We start from the raw sequence: 25,283 nt of genomic DNA, 5'->3' as shown, positions 1-25,283 counted from the left end.
ACGACGACGAGAAGGTGAGTCATGCCTCAATGGTTCACCGCCCCACCGGGAGTGTCAAACGGCAGAAACGATCGTCTCGCAATTCGGGATCAACGATGCTTGATGGATGAGATCGACCGCCTCGGCGAGGCAAGGACCGTTCTCCCCGCCGATCGGCGAAACTCCACTTCAGAGCACCATGGACGCGGGAGTAACCGCGGACTAGGCTTGATGTTCGTGCGCCCCCTTCTACGCTTCTGGCCCGATCTGCGCGCGCGGATCGGCATCTACATCGTCGTTCTCGTCCTCACCCTGCTCGCGAACGGCATCCAGCTCATCGTCCCGGTCATCACCGGGTACATCATCGACGGCCCCATCACCTCGGGTGATCTCTCAGGCCTGTGGCTGCCCGTGCTCGGGGTCCTCGGCATCGGCATCGCCGAGGCGGTCGCCCTGTGGGCGCGGCGGATGATCGTCGCACCGGTGGTCTCGGCGTGGGAGATCCGCTGGCGTGCGCGCCTCTTCGACCGGCTCCAGTACACCTCGGTGGCGATCCACGACTCGTGGGAGTCGGGACAGCTGCTCTCGCGCGCGACGAACGACCTCTCGCAGCTGCGGCGGTTCTTCGCCTTCGGACTGCCGTTCCTCCTGGCAACTCCGATCGTCATCATCGTCGGCACGATCATGCTCACCGTCCTCCAACCGGTCTTCGGCCTCATCATGCTCGTCATGGCGGTGCCGACGATCATCGCCGTGGCGATGTTCGAACGGCGGTATCGGGAGACTTCGCGGCAGTCCCAGGACGCCGTCGGCGAGATCACGACCGATGTCGAGGAGTCGATCCAGGGCATCCGGATCCTCAAGTCCTTCGGCCGCTCCCCGTGGGCCGCCGAGCGCTTCTCCGTCCTGGCGCGGAAGTTCCAGGGCCTCGAGGTGCGCAAGGCGAAGCTCGACTCGTGGTTCTGGAGCGTCCTCATCCTCCTGCCCACCCTCGCCCAGGCCGCGATCGTCGGCATCGGGACCTTCGGCGTCGTCCAAGGCTGGACGACGATCGGCACCGTCGTCGCCGGGGTGACGATCTCCATGGTCCTGCGGATGCCGATCGAGATGCTCGGGTTCCTCCTCGCCGATGCCATCATGTCGATCACCGCGGCCGGCCGCTACTGGGAGGTCATCGACATCCGCCACGACATCACCGATGCCGCAGGCGGCATCGACGACGACCCCGCTGTCGGCCGCCACCGCGGGGAGCTCGTCTTCGACGACGTCGACTTCCACTTCTCCGACACGGACCGTCTCACGCTCTCGGGCCTCGACCTCACGATCGAGCCCGGGCAGACGCTCGCCCTCGTCGGCACGACGGGCTCGGGCAAGACGACGCTCGCCTCGCTCGTGCCCCGGCTCCAGGACGTCACCGGCGGGGCCGTGCGCATCGACGGCGTCGACATCCGCGACCTGCCGGTCAACGAGCTGCGCCATCTCGTCTCCGTCTCCTTCGAGGACCCGATCCTCTTCTCCGCGAGCGTCCGCGACAACGTCGTCATGGGCGCCCCGGGCTCCGACGACGATGCCGTGTGGCAGGCGCTGGAGATCACCGCGGCGGACGACTTCGTCTCCCGTCTGCCCGAGGGCCTCGACACGCAGGTCGGCGAGCAGGGACTCTCCCTCTCCGGGGGACAGCGGCAGCGCCTGGCCCTGGCCCGGGCGGTCATCGGCAGGCCGCGCATCCTCGTCCTCGACGACCCGCTCTCGGCCGTCGACGTCGACACCGAGGACCGCGTGCAGCTGAAGCTGCGGGAGATCCTGCCCGATTCGACGACGCTCATCATCGCCCACCGGCCGTCGACGGCCGCACTCGCCGATGTCGTCGCCGTCCTCGACGAGGGCCGCATCGTCGCGCGGGGCACGCATGAGGAGCTCCTCGAGACCTCCCCGCTCTATCGCGAACTCATGGGAGCGGGCATGCAGGCGACCGCCTCGGCGCGCGGTGAGGGAGCGACCGCCTCGGCGGGGAACCGGCCGACGGAAGGGGGCCTGGCATGAGTGCGCCGCGCCTGGCAGAGGACGACGGGGTCGAGGAGCTGCCGCCGGACATCGCGGCCAAAGCGCGGGCGCTGCTGTTCTCGCTCGTGCGCCCGCACCTGCCGATGGCCGTGCTTCTCCTCGTCATCGTCGTCCTCACCTCGGCCACCCTCGTCATCGGGCCGCTCTTCATCGCCGACGCCCTCGACACCGGCATCCCGCAGGCCGTCGCCGGCGACCCGGCGGCGCTGACGCGGGCGATCACGCTCTTCGTCGCCTCCGCCGTCGCCTCGGCGGTGCTCGCGTTCACGGCGACCCGCCTTGTCGGCATCACCGCGCAGAAGATCATCTTCACCCTGCGCCAGCGCGTGTTCACCCATGTTCAGCGCCTTGACCTGGGGTATCACGAGAAGTCGACGTCGGGCCGCCTCGTGTCCCGGCAGACCTCGGACATGGAGTCGGTCCAGCAGTTCCTCTCGTACTCGCTGTTCGAGACTGCGCTCGCGCTGCTCCAGATGGTGTTCATCGCGATCACGCTCATCGTCCTCGATGTGCCGCTGGCGATCGTCGTCTTCGCCGGGTTCATCCCGCTGTTCTTCATCACGAAGGCCGCGCACCGGACCCAGCGCGGGGCGTACCGGCGCACCCGGACGTCGATCGCGAAGGTCATCGTCCACTTCGTCGAGACGATGGGCGGCATCCGCGCCGTCCAGGCCTACCGGCGCCAGCCCGACCGTCGCGGCACTCTGCGCGAGCAGGACACGGCGTACCGGGACGCCAACACCGATGCGCTGCGGGGCGTCGCGTGGTTCGCCGGGTGGACGCGGCTCGTCGGCAACGTCACGCAGACGGTCATCATCGTCGTCGGCGCGTGGCTCGTCATCGAGGGATGGACGCAGATCGGCGTGCTCGCCGCGTTCATCCTCTACCTGCGCCGGTTCTACGGTCCGCTCGACGAGCTCGTGCAGTCGTTCAACCTCTACCAGTCGGCGTCGGCGGCGCTCGAGAAGATCGCCGCCGTCCTCGACACGGATCCCGGCGTCCCGGCACCGGCCCAGCCCACACCCCTGCCCGCGCACACGGAGACCGGGGCGGCTGAGTCGGCGGGGGCGGCCGGGGCGGCTGAGTCGAATGGGTCATCCACCTCGGCGACGGGACGGTCGATCGACCTCACGGACGTCCGCTTCGCCTACGCCGACGGACCCGATGTCCTCCCCCGCTTCGACCTGACGATCCCGGCGGGGCAGATCGTTGCGCTCGTCGGCGCCACGGGTGCCGGCAAGTCGACGCTCGTCAAGCTCGTCACCCGGTTCTACGATCCTTCGGAGGGCACGGTCAGTCTCGACGGGGTCGACCTGCGCGACCTCGATGACGCACAGCTGCGCTCGAGCGTCGTCATGGTCACGCAGGAGTCGTTCCTCTTCGCCGGCACGATCGCCGACAACATCCGGATCGGCAATCCGGAGGCCACCGACGCCGAGGTGGTCGCCGCCGCCCGGGCGGTCGGGCTCGACCCCTACATCCGCCGCCTGCCCGACGGCTACGACACCGACGTGAAGAAGCGCGGCGGCCGGCTGAGCTCGGGCCAGCGGCAGCTCGTGTCGTTCGCCCGGGTGTTCCTCGCCGATCCCGATGTCGTCGTCCTCGATGAGGCGACCGCTCACCTCGACATCCCGTCGGAGAGGCTCGTGCAGAAGGCGCTCGCGACGGTGCTCGAGGGCAGGACGGCGATCATCATCGCCCACCGGCTCTCGACCGTCGAGATCGCCGACCGCGTGCTCGTCATGGACGCCGGGCGCATCGTCGAGGACGGCACGCCCGAGGAGCTCATCGCCGGCACCGGTCGCTTCGCCCAGCTCCACCGCGCCTGGCGCGACACCCTCGTGTGAGGGGCCCGGCGGCGTTCGCGGCGTCCGCTGGCGATCGACGCCCCGAACCGACAAATACGCCCCGAGCCGACGTCCGCCCGTCTTCGACGCCCTCAACCGACAAATACGCCCTGCGCTAACGGCGTATTTGTCGGTTCACCGCGTCGATACTGCCGCGTGCGGAGTGTGACCGCGTATTTGTCGGTTCACCGCGTCGGTGCCGCCGGTGTACGGGCGCTGACGAGCCGTGCCAGATCGGTGAACGGGCGCCGGCGCCACAGGTCCTTCCAGAAGATGCGGACGACGGTGTAGCCGAGAGCCCTCAGCTGCCGCTCGCGTTCGCGCTCCCTGTCGAACGCGTGACGGGGGTCCGTGTCGTCGATCGTGTATTTGATCCGGCCGTCGAACTCGAGGATCGTCTTCGATGCGGCGTGGAGGAAGTCGACCCGAGCGACGAAGCGACCGTGGGCGTCGGCGATCTCCACCTGCGGCTCGAACCCGGTGAGGCCGACCTCGTGGAGCCTCACCGCGCTGATCGACTCTCCGGGTGACTCGCGACGCGGATCGGCGAGGTCGAGAGCCGCCGCGACGCGGAATCGGCCGCGAGTCTCGCGGCACTTCGCGGCGGCGTCGCGCAGTCCGTCCGGCGTCACCACGTGCCGACGCAGTGCGTCGTCGAGCATGGGCACGCTGATGTCGAGGTCGCAGTCGCGGGCGACATCGATGAGCGTGCGCTCCCGTGTCGTCAGGGCGACATCGCCAAGGCGGTCGATCTGTCCTGGAGGAACGTCGCGCCGTCGTATGAACAGGTGGGCGTGCCGCTTGTTCGTGGAGGTTCGGATGACTTCGACGAACGGCTTGTCCATCTTCACGATGGTGAAGTCCCACAGCAGAGCGGCCGACAGATGGGAGAAGACCTCCACGTCGTGGCGACCCGACTCCCCCGACCGACCGTTGACGACATCGGCACGGGTGCGGATGAGGACCTTGGCCCGAGCGAGCACGTCGCGCACGTCTCCCACTTCCTCGAACAACTCGGCCTCGCCGAGCGTGACCGCGTCCGCGATCCTGGCGTGCCTGGGATTGTCACACAGGCGCTTGACCGCGAACCGCCCCCGAGCGACTCGCTCCAGGCAGCAGTCGGCTGCCACGCTCACGTCGCGGTCGGAGCAGCCGAGACGTCTCAGGTCGGCGGTCGTGAACACCTGATACATGACATCATTCTGCGCCTATCGATACCAAACGTCAATATAGCTGAGCAAATGCGTCACAGTGCACTCACACTGTGCTTCGACGTGAGTAGCGCGGACAGGCCTGAGCAGCCAGCGCGCGACACATTCCGCTGCGACGCCCCGAACCGACAAATACGCCCTGCGCTAACCGCGTATTTGTCGGTTCACCGCGTCGGTGTCCGCCGCCTCACTCCGTGATGAGAGGGACGAACCGGTAGCGGCCGTGCCGGGTGATCGTCACTGCGCCGGCGGCCGCGCCCGTGCGTTCGACGCGGAGCATCACCTCGGCGACCGGGATGACCATGACTCCCCCGACAGACAGCTGCGCGACGAGGCTGTCGGGCAGTTCATCAGCACCGGCGGACACGAGGATGCGATCGAACGGCGCGCGCTCGGGTCGGCCGAGCACCCCGGGCGTCGCCTCGGCGAATTCGAGGCAGTCGATGCCGAGCCCGGCGACGGCGGAGATAGAACGATCGAGGAGCTCCCGGTGACGCTCGACGCCGATGACGCGGCCGCCGGGCCCGACGAGCGCGCCGAGGAGGGCGGTCGTCCATCCCGAGCCGGACCCCAGATCGAGGACGGTCTCCCCCGGTTCGACGCCGAGTAGCGCGAGCATGTCGGCGACGGTGCTCGGCTGCGAGTTCGTCTGCCCGCACCCGATCTCGAGCGGCACATTGCTGTCCGACCAGCCCTGCTGGCCAGCGGGCAGGAAACGGTGCCGCGGCACCTGCGCGAACGCCTCGGCGAGCGTGACCGGTTCTGAGCGAGCGCTCATGGCACGAGGATACGCCCACATTTCGGCGCGCACGATGGCAGGAATGAATTCCGGCAACGACCCCGTAGAGCACAACGACTCTTGCCAGGCATGACACGGCATGGCAGAGTGAAAAATGTCAACGATCATTGACTTCGAAGGATCTGTTCACCGCCTTCGGGCATGACGAAGCCGCTGCACGGAGGTGCGGATGAATCCCACTCGGGTGAGGGCGCGCCGCCGTGCATTCGGGTTCACTCAAGCCCACCTCGCCGAAGCGGTCGGGGTCTCTAGACAGACCATCATCGCCATCGAGGGCGGCGACTACTCCCCGAGCGTCCATCTCGCACTCCGCATCGCCGCGGTGCTCGAAACGAGCGTCGAAGATCTCTTCGAGGTCGAGTCAACGAGGAAGAACACCACCCCACAGTGAAGGAGAGAGACTGATGAGTTCGACTCCCGACGAACACGACAATGAGCGCTCCGCTCACGGTTTCGACCGCGATCCGGGGAGCCGCAGGACGTCTGCGCTGGCGGCCCACCTCGACTCCGGGCTGGAACGGGTCTCTGGAATCTCCGATATGCCGGAAGCCGACGAGCGTGAGCGCGACGTCATCTTCCGATCCCTGGCCATCGGCTTCACCGTCTTCCGCTGGACGTCAGTCGCAATTGCGCTCCTCTTCCTGGCCTCCGGCCTCTGGTGGGCGACCGTAGTCGTTCTCGCTTCGGCGGACCTTCCGTTCTGGGTCGCTCGCTTCCATGCCCGGCGGCGAGGGGTGAACCTCTATCGCCAATCCGGCCTTGCCCGAAGAGAGTGGACCACGAGATCCACTCTGATGATGTTGGGTGTGTTCGCTGTGATGCTCGGACTCATCGCCTTTCAGTCGACAGTGGGCCACCCGCTTCTGCCATGGTCGTGGAGCGTCGGGGCTCCGACCGAGTTGGAATCGTCGGCACCTCCGATCGTCGGCGCTGCGGTCGGGCTGATCATCGGCTGGAGCCTACGCCGCAAGAGGTCGCGTGCGGCTCTGAAATAGGAGTCGAGGCGCGACGGCGCCGCGTCGGGAAGCGAGCGGCCGCGAGTACAGTTGACCCGTGACGAATGCAGAGCTCGACCGCGCGCGGACCCTCATCACCTCGATCCCCGACTACCCGGAGCCCGGGGTGAACTTCCGCGACATCTCCCCGCTGCTCGCCGACGGCACCGCGTTCAACGCCGTCACCGATGCGCTCATCGCGCCGTTCGTCGGGCACTTCGACTTCGTCGGCGGACTCGAGGCGCGCGGATTCCTCTTCGCCGGGGCGATCTCGGCGAAGACCGGTGCGGGCATCCTCCCCATCCGCAAGGCCGGCAAACTGCCCAAACCCGCCGCGGCCGTGTCCTACACCCTCGAGTACGGCACCGCGACGATCGAAGCCCCCGACGTCCTGCGCCCAGGCGATCGCGTCCTTCTTGTCGACGACATCCTCGCCACCGGCGGGACGCTCAGCGCGGCGCAGGCTCTCGTCACCGAACTCGGCGCCGAGGTGGTCGGCTCAGCCGTCGTCCTCGAGCTCACCGACCTCGGCGGTCGTGCCCATACCGGCGACGTCCACACCGTGTTCGCGGACTGAACCGCCGGCCGCGCTGACGCGGCAATGCACCCTGCCTGCACCACCGCCTCGGCGCCGGAGAATTCACGCTCAGCGCAATCGGAGAAATCATCCAGACTTCGGGAATGATTCGGGCGGTGAGTGTCGTTGTACGCTCTGTTGTGTGCCGGATACCGGCGCGCGACTTCGGGTCGAGGCGTCCCACCGGGCGCCGACCAGACCATCATCCGTGACGAAAGGCGACACCATGTCGGTACCAGATCTCACCCTCAATGACGGCTTGACCATCCCGCAGCTCGGCTTCGGCGTCTTCAAGGTCGACCCCAAGGAGACCGAGCGCATCGTCACCGATGCCCTCGAAGTCGGCTACCGTCACATCGACACCGCCGCTGTCTACGGCAACGAAGAGGGCGTCGGACGCGCCCTCGCCGCTTCGGGCATCCCCCGCGACGAGCTCTTCATCACCACCAAGCTGTGGAACGACCGCCACGGCGCCGCCGAATCGCGCCGCGCGCTCGAGGAGAGTCTGACGAAGCTCGGACTCGACTACGTCAACCTCTACCTCATCCACTGGCCGACCCCGGCGCAGAAGAACGCCGTCGAGACCTGGGAAGCGTTCCCCGGCTACCGCGACGAGGGCCTCACCCGCTCGATCGGCGTGTCGAACTTCGACTACCGCTACCTGCCGGAGATCCTCGACACCGGCATCATCCCGGCCGTCGACCAGATCGAGCTGCACCCGCAGTTCCAGCAGATCGACACCCGCCCCCTCCTGGCCGAGAACGACATCAAGATCGAAGCCTGGGGACCGCTGGGTCAGGGCAATGTCGACTACGCGTCGACCGTGATCGGCGAGATCGCCGAGGCACACGGCAAGTCGTGGGCCCAGGTCATCATCCGCTGGCACCTGCAGCGCGGCCACATCCTCTTCCCCAAGTCGAACAACCGCGAGCGCATGGCGCAGAACTTCGACGTCTTCGACTTCACCCTCACCGACGCCGAGATGGCCTCTATCGACGCGCTCGAGAACGGCGGTCGCGTCTCGGCCGATCCCGCCGACGTGAACTGACGTACGGAAGCGAGCTGACCTCGCCGAGGTTGTGCGGACTGACGTGGTCCGCTGAGGTCCGCACCGGCTGAGTCCGGTGCCACAACACCATGAGAACGCGGGCGAAATTGTTTCGCCCGCGTTCTGCGTTGGTGGGGTCAGCTCGGATCAGGGGCAGGTCGTTCGCCGTCGCCGCCGTCACCGTCGGCAGGGTCCCCGCCGAGCACGTCACCGGTGCGACCGCCGTAAGCGGCGATCTTGTATTCGGTGGCGGCCAGCGACAGGGTGAGCTCGCGGATACGGCGACGGATCGTGTCGCGGTGCTCGATGAGCAGGTCGAGCCTCTCCGGCACGGTCGTCTCCCCCGCCTCGACGAGTTCGACGTAGTGGGCGAGGTCGCGCATGGGCATCCCGGACAGCCGCATCCGGGTGAGGAACACCAACCGCCGCTGAGCCTCGGCGCCGTAGACACGATGCCCGGCTGTGTCCCGGTCCACCGCGACGAGCCCCTTGCTCTCGTAGTACCGCAGGGTGTGGGGTGAGAGGCCGAGCAGCTCGGAGATCTCCGCGATCGACAGCGAAGCGGCCTCGTCACCGCTGTTGACCATCCGGTGGATGATCTCGACCGGCAGCGTCCCGTCGACCTCGGCGAAGTCGCCCAGGTCCGCGAGGATCCGGCTCATGAGATCGTCGGTCGCCATGCTCACACCGCCCGCTGTGAAGGTCGCATGCCGGGAAAGTCAGCGCTCTCCGCCACGGCGGCCAGGCGCTCGACCTCGGCCGCACCTCCACTGTACGCCGCCCGCAGACGTCGCACCGCCTCGGCGCCGAGAGGCAGACGCAAGGGCAGCTCACCACTGCCTTCAAGGCTCGCCTCGACCAGATCGACGATGATCGCCGCCGCACGGACTGGGTCTCCCTCCTGCCGGCCGTCGACCTCGGCGAGATCCGTGCGGGCTGGTCCGACGATCGCCGCATAGACGTCCGTTCCCGCGGTCACCCCCAGCGAATGCGCGGTATTGAACCCGGTCCGGAACCGTGAGGGCTCCACGAGCATCACGCCGATGCCCAGCGGACCCACCTCGGCGGCCAGTGCCTCCGACCAGCCTTCGAGCGCGAACTTGCTCGCCGAGTAGGCCCCCGCCGCGGGAAACGACACTCGCCCTCCCTGACTGCTCATCTGGACGATCGCACCACGGCCCCGCGCCCGCATGAGCGGCAGGATGGCGCGGGTGAGAGCGGCGGCCGCGAAGAAGTTGAGCTCGAGCTGCTCCCTGAGCGCGCTGAGGCCGATCTCCTCGACAGCCCCGACGATCGCCCGCCCCGCATTGTTGATGAGGACATCGACGTCGAGGTCGGTCAGTGCCTCCCCCACTTCGGCGACGGCGGTCTCATCACGGAGATCCGCGGTGAGGACGGTGAGGCGCTCCCCGACGTCCGCCTTGAGCTTCTGCAGGGACTCCGGGTCGCGGACCACGACGACGGCATCGTGCCCGCGCGCCAGCACCTCCTCGGTCAGTGCCCGCCCGAACCCCTGCGAGGCACCGGTGATCGCCCAGCGCCGCCGGTGCTCGGACGGCTCGCGTACCTCTGTCGTCGTTGTCGTCGCTGCTGTGTTGGTCTCGATGTGTGAGTTCATGACAGCGACGCTACAAGTTCGAGCGCACTCGAACGCAAGGCCGAGCGCCGAAGAAGTTCGCTGCCCTGGTGGCTCGCGCCTCTCCGCGTCCCTTACGTCAGCACACGGATCGGCTCACCGGCGATCCACGCCGCGATGTCCTCGACCGCCTGCGGGTAGAAGATCCGATACGTGCCCTCGGTGACATAGCCGAGGTGCGGGGTGAGCACGGTCCGCGGGCTCGTGCGCAGCGGATGGTCGGCGGGCAGCGGCTCGGTGTCGTAGACGTCGAGGCCCGCCCCGCGGATCGCTCCGGAGTCGAGCGCGTCGGTCAGCGCCGCGGTGTCGATGAGCCCGGCCCGCGAGGTGTTGACGAGGATCGCGCTCTGCCTCATCAGCGCGAGCTCGTTCGCCCCGATGAGCCCGCGACTGCGGTCGCTGAGCTTGTAGTGGATCGTCACGACGTCGGAGGTCTCCAGCAGCTCTTCCTTGCCCACGGCGCGCACCCCCACCTCGGCGGCGCGTTCGGGCGTGAGATTCGCACTCCACGCGACGACGTCCATCCCGAAGGCCTGCCCGATGCGGGCCACGCGCGATCCCAGGCGACCCAGACCGATGACGCCGAGGCGGGACCCGGCCAGGTCTGCTCCGATCGTCTCCTGCCATCCTCCGGCCCTCATCCGCGCATCCTCGGCGGGGATGCTGCGGGCCACGGCGAGGATGAGCCCCCACGTCAGCTCCGGTGTCGCCGTCCGCGGCGCGTCGGTGCCGCAGACCGTGATCCCGTGCGCACGGGCGGCGTCGAGGTCGATCGACGCGTTCGCCGCCCCCGTGGTCACGAGCAGCCGCAGGTCGGGAAGCGCCGCCAGACGCTGCGCATCGAAGACGGTGCGCTCACGCATCGCGACGACCACCTCGGCGCCGGAGAGCAGCGCTGTCAGGTCAGCGGTGCCGGTGACCGGACGCGTGACGACGGTGAAGTCGGCCGGCAGCGTCGCCCAGTCCGCGAAGGACCGGGCGACGTCCTGGTAGTCGTCGAGGACGACGATGCGCATCAGCCGCAGACGGCTCCGGTCGACGCCGACTGGACGAGCTTCGCGTACTTGCCGAGCACCCCGGTGAGCCGGTGGTTCTCCGGGATCGTCCACGCCTTGCGCCGTTCGGCGAGCACCTCCTCGTCGACGTGGAGCTCGATCGAGCGCGCCGCGATGTCGACGGTGATCCGGTCCCCGTCCTCGACGAGGGCGATCGGCCCGCCGTCGACGGCCTCGGGGGCGACGTGACCGATGCACAGCCCGGTCGAGCCGCCGGAGAAGCGACCGTCGGTGATGAGGAGGACGTCCTTGCCGATGCCCGCTCCCTTGATGGCTCCGGTGATCGCGAGCATCTCGCGCATCCCCGGACCGCCCTTGGGCCCTTCGTAGCGGATGACGACGACGTCGCCCTTCTTCAGCTCGCCGCCGAGCACCGCGTCCATCGCCGGCTGCTCCTGGTCGAAGACGCGCGCGGTGCCCTCGAAGACGTCGGCGTCGAAGCCCGCGGACTTCACGACCGCGCCTTCGGGGGCGAGCGACCCGCGCAGCACCGTGAGGCCGCCGGTCGCGTGGATCGGGTTGTTGAGCGCCCGGAGGATCTTCCCGTCGGGGTCCGGCGGGTTGATCGCGGCGAGGTTCTCCGCCACCGTCTTGCCGGTCACCGTCATGCAGTCGCCGTTGAGCAGACCCGCATCGAGGAGGGCCTTCATGATGACGGGCACCCCGCCGATCTTGAACACGTCGTTCATCACGTACTCGCCGAAGGGCTTGACGTTGCCGAGGTGCGGCACCTTGTCGCCGATCCGATTGAAGTCGTCGAGTTCGAGCTCGACGCCCGCCTCGTGGGCGATCGCCAGCAGGTGGAGAACGGCGTTCGTCGAACCGCCGAAGGCCATGACGACGGCGATCGCGTTGTGCAGCGACTCCTTCGTGATGATGTCCTTCGTCGTGATCCCCCGGCGCAGGAGTTCGACGACGGCCTCGCCGGACTGGCGGGCGAAGATCATCCGGTTGCGGTGGATCGCCGGCGGCGCGGCCGATCCGGGCAGGGACATCCCCATCGCCTCGGCGGCCGAGGCCATCGTGTTCGCGGTGTACATGCCGCCGCAGGCACCCTCACCGGGGCAGACGGCACGTTCGATGGCGTCGACGTCCTCGCGGGTGATCGTGCCGGCCCGGCATGCGCCGACGGCCTCGAACGCGTCGATGAGCGTGACCTCCTTCTCCGTGCCGTCGGAGAGCTTCGCGGTGCCCGGCATGATCGAGCCGTTGTAGAGGAAGACGCTCGAGAGTCCGAGGCGGGCGGCAGCCATGAGCATGCCGGGGATCGACTTGTCGCAGCCGGCCATGAGGACGGAGCCGTCGAGGCGCTCGGCGCTCATCACGGTCTCGACGGAGTCGGTGATGACCTCGCGCGAGACGAGCGAGTAGTGCATGCCCTCATGTCCCATCGAGATGCCGTCGGAGACGGAGATCGTCCCGAACTCGAGCGGGTAGCCGCCCGCGGCGTGGACGCCTTCCTTCGCGGCTCCGGCGAAGCGCTGGAGGGAGAGGTTGCACGGGGTGATCTCGTTCCACGACGAGGCGACGGCGATCTGCGGCTTCGACCAGTCCTCGTCGCCCATGCCGACGGCGCGGAGCATGCCGCGCGAGGCGGTGCTCTCGAGCCCGTCCGTGACATCGCGGGAACGCGGTTTGATGTCCGGTGCTGAAGTGGGGGTATCAATGCTCATGGGGGCACTCTACGCTTCCGTCCGGCATACGTCGGCGCGGTTCTCGCATGGTGGAACCAACGTTTCGGGCCGCGCGTGGGTCCCACGTGCGGCCCCGTGCAGGGCCGCACCCGGGGCCGCCCAGTGCCCCGCCCTCCCCCGCGGCCTCAGTCGAGCTCGACGACGTTGAGCAGCTTCTCCCCGTCGTTGATCCGGCGCACCTGTTCGGCGAGGATCTTCACCACACGCGGTTCGAACGCCGAGGTGTCGCCGCCGACGTGCGGGGTGATGAGCGTGTTCGGGGTTCCCCACAGCGGGTGGTTCTCCGGCAGCGGCTCGGGATCCATGACGTCGAGGGCGGCATGGAGGCGGCCGGTATTCAGCTCCGCGACGAGGGCGTCGGTGTCGACGACCTTGCCCCGGGCGACGTTGACGATGAGCGCGTTGTCCGGCAGGGACTTGAGGAACTCGGCATCGACGAGGTGGTGCGTCGAATCCGTCAGCGGCGTGATGAGGACGACGACGTCGGTGTGCGGGAGCAGATCGGGCAGCTCGTCGACACCGTGGACGACCCCGTGATCGTCTTCGCGGGCGGTCGTGCCCACCCGGGTGAGCTCGACCTCGAACGGGGCGAACCGGTCGGCGATCGCCCGCCCGATCTCACCGACGCCGACGACCATGACGCGCCGGTCCTGTAGCGAACGGTAGCGCTGATGATTCCACGTCCGCGACACCTGGTTGCGCACCGCATCGTCGATCCCGCGCAGGCTCGCCAGGGTCAGCGCGAGCGCGAGCTCCGCCGTCCCGCCCGTGTGGACGCCCGACGCCGTGGCCACCTCGATGCCCTGTTCGGGCAGGTGGGCGACAGGATCGTACCCGGTCGTCTGCGTGATGACGAGGCGAAGATTGGGCAGCTCGCCGAGGAGGTCGATCGTTCCCGCCGAATCCATGTACGGCAGGACGACGACGTCGACATCGTCCTTGCTCAGCTTCGCCGACTTCTCCTTGTCGGAGTAGACGACCAGGTCGACGTTGGCCCGCTGGTGGGCGGGGATGCGCGCGATGACGCGGTTGCGGAGTTCGGAATCGGGGAACGCGATGGTCGTGATCGTCATACGGCCATTGTGACACGGGCCTCACGGCCGCAGGCAAGCCCGATTGCTCCCCTGGTCCTCAGTCGAGGCCAGCGGCGATCCGGGAGAACACCGTGCCGATGATCTCCAGCTCCTCGTCGCTGACCTGCGAGAGGACCACCTCGTCGATGGCCCGCCGATGCAGCCGGGCGGCGTCGAGGAACCGCCGGGCCCCCACCTCGGTGAGGCGGACGTTGTGGGACCGGCGGTCGTCGGCACACGTCGTCTTCTCGACGAGACCGGCGTCCTCGAGGACCTTGATCCGGTAGTTGAGCCGCGACGGGGAGAACACGAGACCCTTGGCCAGCGCCCCCATCGTCAGCGTCCGATCCGGCGCCTCCCACAGCAGCAGGAGGGCGTTGTAGTCGCTGACCGTCAGCCCCGCCTGCTCCTTGAGGCGGTCGTCGAGCTCCTGCCGGATGCGCTGGGACGTCTCGAAGTACGTCCGCCACGCCCACTGCGCGCGCTCTTCGCGGCCGCGCCCGAAGCGGATGACCGGGGCGGCTGTCGTCTCACTCATCGTCAGCCCTCGAGCAGCTGCGCGAACGGGGTGATGCGGTTCGGGTCGAACTCGTCGTCGACGCCGCGCTTCTCCCCGCGTCCGATCGTGATCCGATGCGGGGCGAGGCTGTCGGGACCTTCGTTCCCGTCGACCTCGTCGCCTTCGCCGCCCTCGCCACCGGTCAGGCCCCGGATCGACGCGGTCAGTGCCACGAGCTCCTCCCCGGCCTGCCTGACCCGCGAGTTGAGTGCGCGTCCGCCCTCGGCGCTGCCCCAGTCGTCGGTGGCGGCGAAGACCGTCGTCGGCACGACGATGCCCTTGAGGTAGGACAGCATCGGCCGCATCGCCGTCTCCCCGGCGAGCGAATGCCGCGAGGTCCCGCCCGTCGAGGCGATGAGCACGGGCGTGCCCGCCAGTGCCTTCTCGTCGATGAGCTGCCAGAAGAGCGTGTGCAGCCCGACGGGGGCGACCTTGTAGACCGGGGTGACGGTGATGATGGCGTCCGCCTCGGCGACCTTGAGGTAAGCCTCCTCAAGCTCCTCGGAGCGGAATCCGGTGAGCGCCATGTCCGTGAGCGCGGTGCTCAGGCTGCGGACGTTGATGTGCTCGGTCTCGACCGTCAGCCCTGCTGCCCGGCCCGCCGAGGCGGCCGCATCGACGATCCGATCGCTGAGCTTCTGCGTCGTCGAGTCCTCGCTCAGCGAGGTCGTGACTGCGAGGATCTTCATTCGGTCTGCGCTCCTGTCTCCGCTTCGGCCTTCTTCTCGGCGTCGGCCTTCGCGGCTTCCTGGCGAGCCTGCTCGGCCTCGGCCGCGCGGGCTTCGCGATCCTTGTACGCCTGCGATCCGGGTCCGCCGCCGGGGATCGGGTCCCGGCCCTCCTTGTGCCGCAGCACGAGCGACTCGTGGGTCGGGGCGTCGGGCACGTCGGCGGGACGGTTCTTCGCGAACTCCTTGCGCAGGACCGGCACGACTTCCTCGCCGAGGAGGTCGAGCTGTTCGAGCACGGTCTTGTGCGGCAGGCCCGCGTGGTCGATGAGGAACATCTGACGCTGGTAGTCGCCGGCCCAGTCGCGGAAGCTCAGGGTCCGTTCGATGACCTCCTGCGGGGATCCCACGGTCAGCGGCGTCTGCTTCGCGAAGTCCTCGAGGCTGGGGCCGTGGCCGTAGACCGGGGCGTTGTCGAAGTAGGGACGGAACTCCTTGACCGCGTCCTGCGAGTTCTTCCGCATGAACACCTGCCCGCCGAGTCCGACGATCGCCTGGTCGGCACGACCGTGACCGTAGTACTCGTAGCGCTGACGGTAGAGCTGGACCATCCGCGCGGTGTGCGAGGTCGGCCAGAAGATGTTGTTGTGGAAGAAGCCGTCGCCGTAGTACGCGGCCTGCTCGGCGATCTCAGGGCTGCGGATCGAGCCGTGCCACACGAACGGCGGAACGTCGTCGAGCGGCCACGGGGTGACGGTGAACCCGTTGAGCGGAGTGCGGAACTTGCCCTCCCAGTCGAGGTTCTTCTCCCGCCACAGGCGGTAGAGGAGGTTGTAGTTCTCGACGGCCAGCGGGATGCCCGCGCGGATGTCCTTGCCGAACCACGGGTAGACGGGACCGGTGTTGCCGCGGCCCATGATGAGGTCGAGGCGTCCGTCCGCGAGATGCTGGGCGTACGAGTAGTCCTCGGCGATGCGGACGGGATCCGTCGTCGTGATGAGCGTCGTCGCGGTCGAGAGCTGGAGCTTCTCGGTCTGCGCGGCGATGTTGGCGAGCAGCACGGGCGGATTCGCGGGAGCGACGAACGGCGGGTTGTGGTGCTGTCCCGTCGCGAAGACATCGAGGCCGACCTCTTCGGCCTTCTTCGCAAGCTCGACCGTGTTCTTGATCCGCTGGTGCTCGGAGATGGTGGTGCCGTCGGTCGGGTCAGTCGTGACGTCGCCGATGGTGAAGATACCGAATTCCATGACTGCTCCTCGTCTCTGTGACCGGCCGTTGGGGCCAGCCTACAGTGGTTGAAACTTCAGTTTTGAAGCAACTTGTTGAAATCTTAACAGTCAAGGTTCCGGATGTATTCCCGCGCCTGGCGAGCGCGTTCTCAGTGGGGAGGAATCAGGATTCCGGCGGGCTCGGGGTCGATGAGATTCTGCCCGCCGAGCGAACCCCGGAATGCGTCTCCGAGGTGGATCCAGCTCGAATTCGGGCCAGGAATCGAGCGGGATCCACCTCCGCAGGCAGTCTCCTTCGTCAGATGGACGCACCTCGGCGGCCCAAGTGGGCTGCCAGGGTCCGTGCGAAGGCAGTCATGTCGGTCCTCTTCGTCACGCGCAGAACGATCCACCCCTCGGCTTCCATGAGTTCGCGGCGCCGGATGTCGGCAGCGAACCGCGCCTCCGAGGTGCGATGCTGGTCGCCCTCGTATTCGATGGCGATCCTGAGGTCGGGATAGCCGAGATCCGGATGCAGCAGACAGTCTCCGATGGTGCTGCGCAGCGGCGGATGGACTGCCGGTTCCGGGAAGCCCTCGCCGATCAGCCACAGTCGCAGCCACGTCTCGCGCGGGGACTCGACCGTCGGGCGCATCAGTGACAGCGCCCGCTCGATTCTGCGCCGCTCCGTGACACGGGGACGCTCGAGGATCCTCGTGCTCAGCTCCTCAATGCCGATGTAGGGGCCGCCGGCCTGTCGACCGATCGCCGCATCACCCAGCTGCACCAATTCCTCTGTGCTCAGCGACGGCGCCAGCTGCACGACGAGAAGCGGAATGCTCACCAGCGGCAGTTCGAGCAGCGGTATGTCATCGGCCTCATGGAACATCGAGCGGTGCAGGATCACTCCCGGCCGCTCGATTTTCAGACCCCGCGAGCCGCTCGATACGTGAATCGCCTTGTCGCGGAGGCGGTGGGGCATGGGCAGTCCGTACAGCTGCGCGGCAGTCGCGTGGCTGCCGGCGACGCCGGGGTGGAGCAGCCGCAGTCCACGCAGCCTGACCAGAGTCACGAGCCAGTCCTCATCGGCCCAGAGCGGCGCGGGGATCTCCGTCTCGTCCTCGACATCGATCCACACACCGCGGAAGATCTGGATGTACCGTCCCTTGGTGCCCACCGCGTACCGCGAGACTCCACGCTGCTGCGGCGATCCCATCATGAAGGGCGTGGGGGCCTTCCGAAACCGCACTGATTCGTTCAACGAGGTCCACATACGGACAGCATCGGTGGGGCCGCCCGATGAGCGCCAGCCCCAGTGAGAGGCCTGTGGATGGAGAATTCTCATCCACAGCGAAATGAGCATGAGTCACAGTGGTCCGTAACCACCCCGTGCAGTGGAGAGGGATCGACGATGCGCCGTGATCCCGACCCGACCCCGCCGTGATGACTGCACGGTGGAAGGTCGAGAGCTACCCGGAGCAACGCTACCGAGGTGGATTCCGCTCGAGATCCGGCCGGGAATCGAGCGGGATCCACCTCGGCGATGACTCTGTCGGGTTGACCGATCCTCGCCGAGGTGGGGCGCAGACCCAGCAGTGACCCTCGGTCAGATCCAGATGGCGGGGTCGAAGAGCTCGAAGTCGGCGTCCGCCGTCTCCTGCGGCTCCGGTGCCGGAGCGGCACCGGTGCGCTTGGGGCGCACCGTGGCGGGGATGCCGACCGCGCTCGATTCGGCGGGGACGTCTTTGACGACGACGGCGTTCGCCCCGACCGAGGAGTTGTCGCCGACGACGACGGGTCCGAGGATCTTCGCACCGGCGCCGACGAGGACGTGGTTGCCGATCGTGGGGTGCCGCTTCGTCTTCTCCATCGACGTGCCGCCGAGGGTGACCTGGTGGTAGAGCATGACGTCGTCGCCGATGTCCGAGGTCTCGCCGATGACGACGCCGTTGGCGTGGTCGATGAAGAAGCGCCTGCCGATCGTCGCCCCGGGGTGGATCTCGACCCCGGTGAGGGTGCGCACGACCTGGGAGAGGAGCCGCGCGGGGACTTTGAGCTCATCGTGCTGCCACATCCGGTGCAGCCCCCTGTGCGCCCAGATCGCGTGGAGGCCCGGGTAGGAGAGCATCGAGACGACGTCACTCGAGGCCGCCGGGTCACGGCGCTTGACGGTGTCGAGGTCCTCCCGCAGCGCGGCCCGGACCGTGGGCCTCGTCAGACCGTATGCCGCCGCACCCGCCGCTGCGGCCGCCGCCGCCCACAGTGCCTTCATGTCCTCATCTCCTCATCCCGCGTGCTTCTCATCCCCTCAAAGAGTGCTCAAGGGGCGCCGGTGACCGACGCCCCTTGAGCGATCCCGTGCTGTCGTCTCCCTCAGTCGTCGAGGTACTGGGAGAAGAGCGGCGTTGAGAGGTAGCGCTCGCCGAAGTCGGGAAGGATGACGACGATGCGCTTGCCGGCGAACTCCGGCCGCGAGGCGACCTGTTCGGCGGCGACGAGCGCGGCACCGGAGGAGATGCCGACGAGCAGGCCCTCCTCCTTCGCGAGTTCACGGGCCCGATCGAAGGCGGCATCGTTGTCGATGTCGATGACCTCGTCGTAGATCTCGGTGTCGAGGATCGCCGGGACGAAGTTGGCGCCGATGCCCTGGATTGTGTGCGGACCGGCCTTGCCCTCGGTGAGCAGCGGCGACGCCGAGGGCTCGACGGCGACGATGCGGACGTCGGGCTTCGCCTCGCGCAGGGCGGCTCCCGCACCGGAGATCGTGCCGCCGGTGCCGATGCCGGAGACGAAGACGTCGATGTCGCCATCGGTGTCGGCGAGGATCTCAGGACCGGTCGTCGCCTTGTGGATGGCGGCATTCGCCTCGTTCTCGAACTGACGCACGAGCACCGCGCCGTCGGCGGCGATCTCCTCGGCCTTCTCGACCGCGCCCTTCATACCCAGGGCCTTGTCGGTGAGGACGAGTTCGGCGCCGAAGGCGCGCAGCAGGGCGCGGCGCTCCTTCGACATCGACTCGGGCATCGTGAGGACGACCTTGTAGCCGCGGGAGGCCCCGACCATGGCCAGGGCGATGCCGGTGTTGCCCGAGGTCGCTTCGACGATCGTGCCGCCGGGCTGGAGCTGACCGGACGCCTCGGCGGCGTCGATCATCGCCACGCCGATGCGGTCCTTGACCGAGTTCGCCGGATTGTAGGATTCGAGCTTCGCGATGATCTCGGCCCCGGTGCGCTCGCTGGCCTTGTTGAGGCGGATGAGCGGGGTGCGACCGACGAGTTCGGAGACGTTGCTGTAGATGGTCAAGTCATGTCCTTCCAGATGTCCGTGGGCAGTCGAGCCTCGGCTGCGGCTGTCATCTCGTGGAACGAGACGTCACACGCCCATCTTAACCACGCGGCCCCGGCGATCGCCTCCTCACAGGTTGCTCAACAATCAGTGTTCGCTGGGGGCGAAATCCTGCGTCACATTCCGACGCACGGGATGAATAGCCTGGCACCACGCGAGGACGAACATGCCTGAGCGTTCGGGAACCCAGTGATGCGCCGATAACCGCTGAGCAATTACAGGCGCAGTGGGCTCGCGCGGGCCCCTCGCCCGTCGACCGAGCAGCGCCGCGCGCAGGCAACCTCAGCGCGAATTCTGAGACAACTCAGGGAGTCTGCGGATGACGAAGCTCTCGTGCTCGGCACCCCGCTGACTCCGGCCGCACTCGATACGATGGAGACCATGACCGTTCATCCCATCGTCATCTACGGCGAACCCGTGCTCCACCGCCCTGCCGACCCCGTCACGGAGTTCGATGACGCCCTTAGGACACTCGTCGCCGACATGCACGAGACCCTCGATGCGAGCAACGGGGTCGGTCTCGCCGCACCGCAGATCGGCGTGGGCCTGCGGATCTTCGTCTACCACGCCGAGGATGACGCCGGGGTGCGTCGTCGCGGCACCTTCGTCAACCCCCGACTCGTCGCCTCCCGGGTGCCCGACGGTCGCCCCGACCCTGCCGAGGACACCGAAGGATGCCTGTCGGTGCCGAGCCTCGACTACCCGCTCAAGCGCGCCGACCGGGTCACGGTCACCGGAGTCGACGAGGCGGGCGAGCCCGTCTCGCTCAACGCCGAGGGCTGGTTCGCCCGCGTCATGCAGCACGAGTTCGACCACCTCCAGGGCACCCTCTACGTCGACAGGCTCGACAAGCGCTGGGCGAAGAAGTGGAAGAAGGAGCAGACCGCCGCCGGGTACGACGAACCGGGACGGTCATGGATGCCGGGAGTCGACCCCGATCCGTTCGGCCACTGACCGCTCAGGCCAGCAGCCTGCTCACTGTGCGGGCGCGCCGTCTCCGGTCTCGAGCGACTTCTGCGCCGCGGCCAGGCGGGTGTCGAAGTCGTCGAAGGTGTCGGCGGTCTCCTCGAGTTCGGTGAGGAGACCGGAGACGACCTCGGCCTGGGAGTCCGCGTCGATACGCAGCTCCCGGAACTGCCAGTCGGCGGAATCGTCGGCGGCGGTGCGGGAGAGGACGTCGAGGACTCGGTCGCCGAGCTCCCGCGAGCGCTCGGAGTTGTGGAGCAGCACGAGCTGCTGGTCGAGCTCGAGCAGCCGCAGATAGTAGTCGTGCATCGACACGACGCGATTGGCCATCGAGGTGAACGCGACGGCGAGCTTCGTCAGGTACGCATCGACGGTCTTCGCCGTGCCCGAGTCCTTGATGCTCTCGATCTCCTCGCGGAGGCGGACGAGCTCGCGCAGCCGCACGCCGATCGACGCCACGGCGTGGTCGAGGTCGACGCGGGAGACGTGGTCGGTGAGGATCGGATGCGTCCAGGCGCGGGTGCGCACGATCTTGCGGGCGATGGTGACGGCGAGATGGAAGAGACGCTGCTCATCGGTGTCGCGTCCCTCCTTCCGGCCGGGCTGGAAGCCGAGGCTCGCCGGTGTCAGCCACTCGGCGTGGGCCGCGCGCTGCCGGTTGCGGCGATTGAGGCGACGGGGATCGCGCAGGTACTTCGGTCCCGTCACGGCGGCGAAGACGCCGGTGCCCACGGCCGTGGCCCCACCGAGGACGCCGAAGGTCAGGGCGGCATCGAGGTACCCGGCGAGCAGCGCAATGCCGCCGGGAGCGGCGAAGCCCGTGGTCACGGCGGCACCGGTGGCGGTTCCGCCCTTGAACACCGCGGAGGTGCGGAAGAAGTTCCGGCGCATCGCGCCGGTGAGCATGATCGCGCTCGGGGCGCCGGCCGTGTACCGGTAGCCGCGGGCCTTCCAGGCGGTGAGGATCTCCTCATTCACGCTGTCGGGCACGAGCACCCGGTAGATCGGCACGGTTCTGCCGCATTCGTCCTTCCACAGCGACTTCCACGCATGTGCCACTGCGTCCACCTCCACGCTCAGCAGGGGGCGAGCCGGCTCGGCGGCCGACGCGCGCTCCGGGGAGAATGCGAACAGCCACACCCTCCGACTCTCTGCGGGAACCCCGGGGGGTTCCCTTTGCTCAGAAGTCTAGAGGGTGTGGCTGGATCAACGCTGAGTCCGCCTCGGCCTCAGCCGTTGATCTTCGCGAGGATGAGCTCCTTGGCCTTGCCGGCGTCGGCCTGACCGCGGGTGGCCTTCATGATCGGCCCCATGAGCGCGCCGATGGCCTGCATCTTCCCGCCCCTGATCTTCTCGACGACGTCGGGGTTGCCGGCGATCGCCTCGTCGACGGCGGCCTCGAGCGCACCGGTGTCCTCGACGATCTCGAGACCGCGGGCCGACATCACCTCGGCAGGGTCGCCCTCACCGTCCGCGACTCCGGCGAGGACCTCCTTCGCCAGCCGGTCGTTGAGCTTGCCGTCGGCGAGCAGAGCCGTGAGACCGGCGACCTGGGCCGGAGTGACGAGCTCCGTCGGGTGGATCTCACGCTGGTTGGCGAGTCTCGCGACCTCACCGGTCCACCATTTCCGGGCGGCAGCCGAAGGCGCCCCGGCGGTGACGGTGTCCTCGATGGCCTCGAGGAGGCCGGCGTTGACGATGTCGCGCATCTCGAGGTCGGAGAAGCCCCATTCGGCGGTCAGCCGGCGGCGCTTCTGGGCGGGCAGCTCGGGCAGCGACTCCTTGATCTCGGCGACCCAGTCGCGGGAGGGCACGAGCGGGACGAGGTCCGGCTCCGGGAAGTACCGGTAGTCGTCGGCGTCGGACTTCAGGCGCCCCGAGGTCGTCTCACCGGTGTCCTCATGGAAGTGGCGGGTCTCCTGGACGACCTTCTCACCGGCGTCGAGGACCGTGGCCTGGCGGGCGATCTCGTAGCGCACGGCGCGTTCGATCGAGCGGAACGAGTTGACGTTCTTCGTCTCCGTGCGGGTGCCCAGCGGTGCCTCGGGGCTCTCCCGCAGCGAGACGTTGACGTCGGCGCGGACGTTGCCCTGCTCCATCCGCGCCTCGGAAACGCCGAGGGCGCGGAAGATGTCGCGCAGGGTCCGGACGTAGGCGGCGGCCACCTCGGCGGCCCGCTCCCCCGTGCCCGTGATCGGGTGGGTGACGATCTCGACGAGCGGCACCCCCGCCCGGTTGTAGTCGACGAGCGAGTGGTCGGCTCCGTGGATGCGGCCGGTCGCCCCGCCCACGTGCGTGTTCTTGCCCGCGTCCTCCTCCATGTGGGCGCGTTCGACGGGGATCGTGAACTGGGTGCCGTCCTCGAGTTCGACCTCGACCTGTCCCTCGGAGGCGATGGGCTCATCGGACTGGCTCGTCTGGAAGTCCTTGGGCACGTCCGGGTAGAAGTAGTTCTTCCGGGCGAAACGGCAGGATTCGGCGATCTCGCAGCCGAGCGCCAGACCGATCCTGATCGCGTACTCGACGCCCTTGGCGTTGACGACGGGCAAGGAGCCGGGCAGACCGAGCGAGGTCGGGGTGATGTTCGAGTTCGGTCCGCCGCCGAAGGTGTTCGGGGCCGCGTCGAACATCTTCGTCGCGGTGCCGAGCTCGACGTGGACCTCGATGCCGATGACCGGATCGTACTTGGTGATCGCCTCTTCGTACTTCACTTGGTCAGTCCTTCCGCAAGGGTGTCGAGGACACGGGATCCGGCGGCTTCGAGAGCGGCCTCGAGGGGGCCGGCGACGGCGTACATCCGCCGGTCCTCACGCGCCGGGGCGAGCACCTGGAAGCCGACGGGCAGACCGTCGGCGAGGCCGGCGGGCAGGGAGAGGCCCGGGATGCCGGCGAGGTTCGCCGGCAGGGTCGCGACGTCGCCGAGGTAGAGGGCCATCGGGTCGGAGGCGGACTCCGCCCCGAACTTCAGAGCCGTCGTCGGGGCCGTCGGCGAGACGAGGACGTCGACGGATTCGAAGGCCTTCGCGAAGTCCCGCTGGACGAGGGTGCGGATCTTCTGCGCCGACCCGTAGTAGGCGTCGTAGTATCCGGCCGAGAGCGCGTACGTGCCGAGGATGATGCGGCGCTTGACCTCCGCGCCGAAGCCGGCGGCACGGGTCGCGGCCATGACGGTCTCCGCGGTCACCGGTCCCTCGGTCGGTTCGACGCGCAGACCGTAGCGCATGCCGTCGTAGCGGGCGAGGTTCGAGGACACCTCGGAAGGCATGATGAGGTAGTACGCGTCGAGCGCGTAGGAGATCGAGGGCACGTCGACCTCGATGATCTCCGCACCCGCGGCAGCGGCGACGTCGAGGGCTGCGGTGAACGCGTCGCGGACCCCGGCGTCGTAGCCGTCGCCGATGAGCTGCTTGATGACACCGAGCTTCTTGCCCTTGAGCGTTCCGTTCTGCGCGAGCGCGACGAAGTCGTCGACCGGGTCGGGCAGCGAGGTCGAGTCGAGCGGGTCGTGTCCGGCGAGCAACATGTGCAGGGCTGCGGCATCGGCGACGCTGCGGCCCATCGGGCCGACCTGGTCGAGGCTCGAGGCCATCGCGATGATGCCGTAGCGCGAGATCGACCCGTAGGTGGGCTTGACGCCGACCGTGCCGGTGAAGGCGGCGGGCTGGCGCACGGAACCACCGGTGTCGGTGCCCACCGACAGCGGGGCCTGGAAGCCGGCGAGCGCGGCGGCCGCACCGCCGGAGGAGCCGCCGGGGACGTGCTCGAGGTTCCACGGGTTGCGGGTCGTGCCGAAGGCCGAGTGCTCGGTCGTCGAGCCCATCGCGAACTCGTCGAGGTTCGTCTTGCCGAGGACCGGCAGGCCCGCGGCCCTGACCTTGAGGTGGACGGTCGATTCGTACGGGGGAACCCAGTTCTCGAGGATCTTCGAGGCCGCGGTCGTGCGCACGCCCTCGGTGACGACGAGGTCCTTGAGGGCGACGGGCACACCGGCGAGGGCGTGGAGGTCCTCACCGCGGCTGCGCCGGTCGTCGACGTCCTTGGCGGTCGCCAGGGCGAGGTCGTCGGTGACGGTGATGAAGGAGCCGAAGTCCTCCTCGGTGTCGCGGATGCGGTCGAGGTGGGCCCGAGTGACCTCAACGGAGGAGAACTCGCCGGATGTCAGACCTGCGGCGAGTTCGAGGGCGCTCTTGGCGATGAGTTCGCTCATCATTCCTCCCCGAGGATCTGGGGGACGAGGAACTTGTCGTCGGCTGCGGCCGGAGCGGCGGCGAGCGCCTGCTCGCTCGTCAGGGTCGCACCGACCTCGTCGGGACGGAGCACGTTCGACAGGGCGATCGGGTGGCTCGTGGCCGGAACGTCGTCACCGACGACCTCGTTGACCCGCGCGACGTTCTCGAGGATCGTCGAGAGATCGCCGGCGAGTGCGGCCAGTTCGTCTTCGCTCATGGCGATCCGCGACAGCGACGCCAAGTGCGCCACCTGTTCGGGGGTGATTGCGGAGGACTCCGTCATTCCCTGCCTTTCATCGTCGTTCAACACTGCGCTCCAGTCTAATGTCT

The 25,283-nt window shown here is 68.3% G+C and carries 24 protein-coding genes; 7 read left to right on the top strand and 17 right to left on the bottom strand.

The window, feature by feature from the left end:
- The first annotated feature begins 210 nt into the window (after positions 1-210).
- The gene (locus tag J9315_RS05725) at positions 211-2,022 is read left to right on the top strand and encodes an ABC transporter ATP-binding protein (protein WP_198501002.1); all 1,812 of its coding nucleotides are present in this window, start codon (positions 211-213) and stop codon (positions 2,020-2,022) included.
- On the top strand, positions 2,019-3,890 hold the full coding sequence (locus tag J9315_RS05720; protein ID WP_198499217.1) for an ABC transporter ATP-binding protein: 1,872 nt from the start codon (positions 2,019-2,021) through the stop codon (positions 3,888-3,890). The genes J9315_RS05725 and J9315_RS05720 overlap by 4 nt, the downstream gene beginning before the upstream one ends.
- A 185-nt stretch (positions 3,891-4,075) precedes the next feature.
- Here the strand turns inward: J9315_RS05720 and J9315_RS05715 are convergent, their stop codons facing one another.
- Both J9315_RS05715 and J9315_RS05710 read right to left on the bottom strand, forming a co-directional pair.
- A complete protein-coding gene (locus J9315_RS05715; RefSeq protein WP_198499218.1) occupies positions 4,076-4,882 on the bottom strand; it encodes a hypothetical protein in 807 nt (268 codons plus the stop codon).
- A gap of 406 nt (positions 4,883-5,288) precedes the next feature.
- Entirely contained in the window at positions 5,289-5,879 is a 591-nt protein-coding gene (locus J9315_RS05710) for a protein-L-isoaspartate O-methyltransferase (RefSeq protein WP_198499219.1), read from the bottom strand.
- Between the two features lie 190 nt (positions 5,880-6,069).
- On the opposite strand from J9315_RS05710, the gene J9315_RS05705 reads away from it, so the two are divergent.
- From J9315_RS05705 to J9315_RS05690, 4 genes are all read left to right on the top strand, one after another.
- Entirely contained in the window at positions 6,070-6,291 is a 222-nt protein-coding gene (locus J9315_RS05705; protein WP_198499220.1) for a helix-turn-helix transcriptional regulator, read from the top strand.
- Positions 6,292-6,304: 13 nt separating this feature from the next.
- Complete coding sequence (locus J9315_RS05700; RefSeq protein WP_198499221.1) at positions 6,305-6,895, top strand: hypothetical protein; 591 nt, start codon at positions 6,305-6,307, stop codon at positions 6,893-6,895.
- 58 nt (positions 6,896-6,953) lie between these two features.
- A complete protein-coding gene (locus tag J9315_RS05695; RefSeq protein WP_198499222.1) occupies positions 6,954-7,472 on the top strand; it encodes an adenine phosphoribosyltransferase in 519 nt (172 codons plus the stop codon).
- Positions 7,473-7,698: 226 nt separating this feature from the next.
- Positions 7,699-8,520 (top strand): aldo/keto reductase, encoded by an 822-nt coding sequence (locus J9315_RS05690; protein WP_198499223.1) that lies wholly within the window; start codon positions 7,699-7,701, stop codon positions 8,518-8,520.
- A gap of 137 nt (positions 8,521-8,657) precedes the next feature.
- Here the strand turns inward: J9315_RS05690 and J9315_RS05685 are convergent, their stop codons facing one another.
- The 11 genes from J9315_RS05685 to cysK form a co-directional block, all read right to left on the bottom strand.
- Positions 8,658-9,200 (bottom strand): MerR family transcriptional regulator, encoded by a 543-nt coding sequence (locus J9315_RS05685; protein ID WP_198499224.1) that lies wholly within the window; start codon positions 9,198-9,200, stop codon positions 8,658-8,660.
- Positions 9,201-9,202: 2 nt separating this feature from the next.
- Positions 9,203-10,138 carry an SDR family NAD(P)-dependent oxidoreductase gene (locus J9315_RS05680; RefSeq protein WP_198499225.1) on the bottom strand — a complete coding sequence of 312 codons (936 nt, stop codon included), beginning with the start codon at positions 10,136-10,138 and terminating at the stop codon, positions 9,203-9,205.
- A gap of 92 nt (positions 10,139-10,230) precedes the next feature.
- Positions 10,231-11,172 (bottom strand): D-2-hydroxyacid dehydrogenase family protein, encoded by a 942-nt coding sequence (locus J9315_RS05675; protein ID WP_211978990.1) that lies wholly within the window; start codon positions 11,170-11,172, stop codon positions 10,231-10,233.
- Positions 11,172-12,884, bottom strand: coding sequence for a dihydroxy-acid dehydratase (gene ilvD, locus J9315_RS05670; RefSeq protein ID WP_137826555.1), 1,713 nt, complete (start codon positions 12,882-12,884; stop codon positions 11,172-11,174). The genes J9315_RS05675 and ilvD overlap by 1 nt, the downstream gene beginning before the upstream one ends.
- 146 nt (positions 12,885-13,030) lie before the next feature.
- The gene (locus tag J9315_RS05665) at positions 13,031-13,978 is read right to left on the bottom strand and encodes a 2-hydroxyacid dehydrogenase (RefSeq protein WP_211978989.1); all 948 of its coding nucleotides are present in this window, start codon (positions 13,976-13,978) and stop codon (positions 13,031-13,033) included.
- Between the two features lie 58 nt (positions 13,979-14,036).
- Complete coding sequence (locus J9315_RS05660; protein ID WP_198499229.1) at positions 14,037-14,516, bottom strand: MarR family transcriptional regulator; 480 nt, start codon at positions 14,514-14,516, stop codon at positions 14,037-14,039.
- A gap of 2 nt (positions 14,517-14,518) precedes the next feature.
- A complete protein-coding gene (locus J9315_RS05655; RefSeq protein ID WP_211978988.1) occupies positions 14,519-15,226 on the bottom strand; it encodes a CE1759 family FMN reductase in 708 nt (235 codons plus the stop codon).
- Positions 15,223-16,452, bottom strand: a complete 1,230-nt coding sequence (locus J9315_RS05650) for an LLM class flavin-dependent oxidoreductase (RefSeq protein WP_137826559.1) — start codon at positions 16,450-16,452, stop codon at positions 15,223-15,225. Before J9315_RS05650 ends, J9315_RS05655 begins: the two co-directional genes overlap by 4 nt.
- A 280-nt stretch (positions 16,453-16,732) precedes the next feature.
- Positions 16,733-17,590 carry a hypothetical protein gene (locus tag J9315_RS05645; protein ID WP_211978987.1) on the bottom strand — a complete coding sequence of 286 codons (858 nt, stop codon included), beginning with the start codon at positions 17,588-17,590 and terminating at the stop codon, positions 16,733-16,735.
- A gap of 429 nt (positions 17,591-18,019) precedes the next feature.
- Positions 18,020-18,685, bottom strand: coding sequence for a serine O-acetyltransferase EpsC (epsC, locus tag J9315_RS05640; RefSeq protein ID WP_211978986.1), 666 nt, complete (start codon positions 18,683-18,685; stop codon positions 18,020-18,022).
- A gap of 101 nt (positions 18,686-18,786) precedes the next feature.
- Positions 18,787-19,716 (bottom strand): cysteine synthase A, encoded by a 930-nt coding sequence (gene cysK, locus J9315_RS05635; protein ID WP_211978985.1) that lies wholly within the window; start codon positions 19,714-19,716, stop codon positions 18,787-18,789.
- Between the two features lie 423 nt (positions 19,717-20,139).
- Between cysK and def the strand changes: the two genes are divergently transcribed.
- The gene (def, locus tag J9315_RS05630; RefSeq protein ID WP_211978984.1) at positions 20,140-20,712 is read left to right on the top strand and encodes a peptide deformylase; all 573 of its coding nucleotides are present in this window, start codon (positions 20,140-20,142) and stop codon (positions 20,710-20,712) included.
- A gap of 21 nt (positions 20,713-20,733) precedes the next feature.
- Here the strand turns inward: def and J9315_RS05625 are convergent, their stop codons facing one another.
- The 4 genes from J9315_RS05625 to gatC form a co-directional block, all read right to left on the bottom strand.
- Positions 20,734-21,792, bottom strand: a complete 1,059-nt coding sequence (locus tag J9315_RS05625; RefSeq protein WP_249121041.1) for a hypothetical protein — start codon at positions 21,790-21,792, stop codon at positions 20,734-20,736.
- A gap of 161 nt (positions 21,793-21,953) precedes the next feature.
- On the bottom strand, positions 21,954-23,435 hold the full coding sequence (gene gatB, locus J9315_RS05620; protein WP_211978983.1) for an Asp-tRNA(Asn)/Glu-tRNA(Gln) amidotransferase subunit GatB: 1,482 nt from the start codon (positions 23,433-23,435) through the stop codon (positions 21,954-21,956).
- A complete protein-coding gene (gene gatA / locus J9315_RS05615; RefSeq protein ID WP_211978982.1) occupies positions 23,432-24,931 on the bottom strand; it encodes an Asp-tRNA(Asn)/Glu-tRNA(Gln) amidotransferase subunit GatA in 1,500 nt (499 codons plus the stop codon). Before gatA ends, gatB begins: the two co-directional genes overlap by 4 nt.
- Positions 24,931-25,170, bottom strand: a complete 240-nt coding sequence (gene gatC / locus J9315_RS05610; RefSeq protein WP_332839529.1) for an Asp-tRNA(Asn)/Glu-tRNA(Gln) amidotransferase subunit GatC — start codon at positions 25,168-25,170, stop codon at positions 24,931-24,933. Before gatC ends, gatA begins: the two co-directional genes overlap by 1 nt.
- Positions 25,171-25,283 lie beyond the last annotated feature (113 nt).

Source organism: Brevibacterium sp. W7.2, from assembly GCF_018137945.1.
Lineage (GTDB): Bacteria > Actinomycetota > Actinomycetes > Actinomycetales > Brevibacteriaceae > Brevibacterium > Brevibacterium sanguinis.
The sequence above is the reverse complement of the archived record's forward strand: the minus strand, read 5'-3'. Positions and strand labels throughout refer to the sequence as shown.

Coding starts and splice junctions, on each gene's coding strand:
- J9315_RS05725 (WP_198501002.1), top strand. CDS start 211: ATGTTCGTGCGCCCCCTTCTACGCTTCTGGCCCGATCTGCGCGCGCGG.
- J9315_RS05720 (WP_198499217.1), top strand. CDS start 2,019: ATGAGTGCGCCGCGCCTGGCAGAGGACGACGGGGTCGAGGAGCTGCCG.
- J9315_RS05710 (WP_198499219.1), bottom strand. CDS start 5,879: ATGAGCGCTCGCTCAGAACCGGTCACGCTCGCCGAGGCGTTCGCGCAG.
- J9315_RS05705 (WP_198499220.1), top strand. CDS start 6,070: ATGAATCCCACTCGGGTGAGGGCGCGCCGCCGTGCATTCGGGTTCACT.
- J9315_RS05700 (WP_198499221.1), top strand. CDS start 6,305: ATGAGTTCGACTCCCGACGAACACGACAATGAGCGCTCCGCTCACGGT.
- J9315_RS05690 (WP_198499223.1), top strand. CDS start 7,699: ATGTCGGTACCAGATCTCACCCTCAATGACGGCTTGACCATCCCGCAG.
- J9315_RS05685 (WP_198499224.1), bottom strand. CDS start 9,200: ATGGCGACCGACGATCTCATGAGCCGGATCCTCGCGGACCTGGGCGAC.
- J9315_RS05680 (WP_198499225.1), bottom strand. CDS start 10,138: ATGAACTCACACATCGAGACCAACACAGCAGCGACGACAACGACGACA.
- J9315_RS05675 (WP_211978990.1), bottom strand. CDS start 11,172: ATGCGCATCGTCGTCCTCGACGACTACCAGGACGTCGCCCGGTCCTTC.
- ilvD (WP_137826555.1), bottom strand. CDS start 12,884: ATGAGCATTGATACCCCCACTTCAGCACCGGACATCAAACCGCGTTCC.
- J9315_RS05665 (WP_211978989.1), bottom strand. CDS start 13,978: ATGACGATCACGACCATCGCGTTCCCCGATTCCGAACTCCGCAACCGC.
- J9315_RS05660 (WP_198499229.1), bottom strand. CDS start 14,516: ATGAGTGAGACGACAGCCGCCCCGGTCATCCGCTTCGGGCGCGGCCGC.
- J9315_RS05655 (WP_211978988.1), bottom strand. CDS start 15,226: ATGAAGATCCTCGCAGTCACGACCTCGCTGAGCGAGGACTCGACGACG.
- J9315_RS05650 (WP_137826559.1), bottom strand. CDS start 16,452: ATGGAATTCGGTATCTTCACCATCGGCGACGTCACGACTGACCCGACC.
- epsC (WP_211978986.1), bottom strand. CDS start 18,685: ATGAAGGCACTGTGGGCGGCGGCGGCCGCAGCGGCGGGTGCGGCGGCA.
- def (WP_211978984.1), top strand. CDS start 20,140: ATGACCGTTCATCCCATCGTCATCTACGGCGAACCCGTGCTCCACCGC.
- gatA (WP_211978982.1), bottom strand. CDS start 24,931: ATGAGCGAACTCATCGCCAAGAGCGCCCTCGAACTCGCCGCAGGTCTG.
- gatC (WP_332839529.1), bottom strand. CDS start 25,170: ATGAGCGAAGACGAACTGGCCGCACTCGCCGGCGATCTCTCGACGATC.